Below are 1154 nucleotides of genomic sequence, written 5' to 3'. Positions count from 1 at the left end.
TGTGCTGCACAAACATAAAGTCGGCTTTTTTCTTTTTAGGCATCCAATGATGGAAACGATCACGGAAGTTTTTAACATCGCTATAATTTGCAGAAAAAGGTGGATTGGCAATTACAATATCAAAACGTTTTAATTCTCCATTTTCTACGTGTAAAGGGTTGGCAATGGTATCACCTTGTAGAATTTGTGCATCAAAAATATCATGGAATAACATATTCATTTTACACAAAGACCAAGTGGTACCGCTTAATTCTTGTCCGTAAAAACTTAAACGAGAAGCATCACCATAACGCGCTTCTACATAGTTTTTGTTTTCAATAAGCATACCACCAGAACCACAAGTTGGGTCGTAAATAGCCGATTCTTCTTCCGGTTCTAACAGCGTAACTAATAATTTTACCACTTCGTTTGGCGTATAGAATTCGCCCCCTTTTTTACCAGCACTATCGGCAAAGTATTTTATTAAATACTCATAAGCAGTTCCTAAAAGGTCTGGGAACTCAAAGCGGTCATCTGTTAAACTTACTTTATCAAAATGTGTGATAAACTCAATTAATTTTTCATCACTTAAAGCATTTTTGTTTTTACCAATGGTTCTATTAAAGTTTACATTGGTTAACACCCCAGATAATTTATCTGGGTTTTCTTCTTCTAAGGCTTCTAAGGCTTTGTTTAAATGATCTCCTACATCTTTTTTAAGGTGTAAGATTCCGTCATTAACTTCTTGTCCTTCTTCGTTTTTGGTTTTATAATTCCAACGTGCACGAGTTGGTACATAGTATTGGTATGCATTTGCACGCTCTAAAGCTTCGTTTATCTTATCTTCAGAAAGTCCTTTGGCTTGTAGTTCTTTTAAACGTGCAGCACGATCTTGCTCGTACTTATCGCTTAAACGTTTTAAGAATAACATCCCAAAAATGTATTCTTTAAACTCTGAGGCATCCATGTTACCTCTTAATATATCGCAGGCATCCATAAGGAAACCTTCTAACCATGAAAGCGTTAGTTTTTTGTTCATTTTCTAATAAAAGTTTACATAGCAAAATACAGTAATATCATACAAAAACACCAATTTGTAGGGAGTAATTATAAGCTATTTATCAAACAATAGAATTAATATATTTTTCTAGGCGATTGTTTTAATAAATACAAAG

At 33.8% G+C, this 1154-nt stretch carries 1 protein-coding gene; it reads right to left on the bottom strand.

Going from position 1 to position 1154, the window contains the following annotated elements:
* A partial coding sequence (locus ABJI11_RS11565) for a class I SAM-dependent DNA methyltransferase (protein WP_348352290.1) occupies window positions 1–1018 on the bottom strand: 1018 nt, incomplete at its 3' end.
* Window positions 1019–1154: the final 136 nt, after the last annotated feature.

Source organism: Maribacter sp., assembly GCF_039968975.1.
Classification (GTDB): Bacteria; Bacteroidota; Bacteroidia; order Flavobacteriales; family Flavobacteriaceae; genus Maribacter.
The sequence above is the reverse complement of the archived record's forward strand: the minus strand, read 5'-3'. Positions and strand labels throughout refer to the sequence as shown.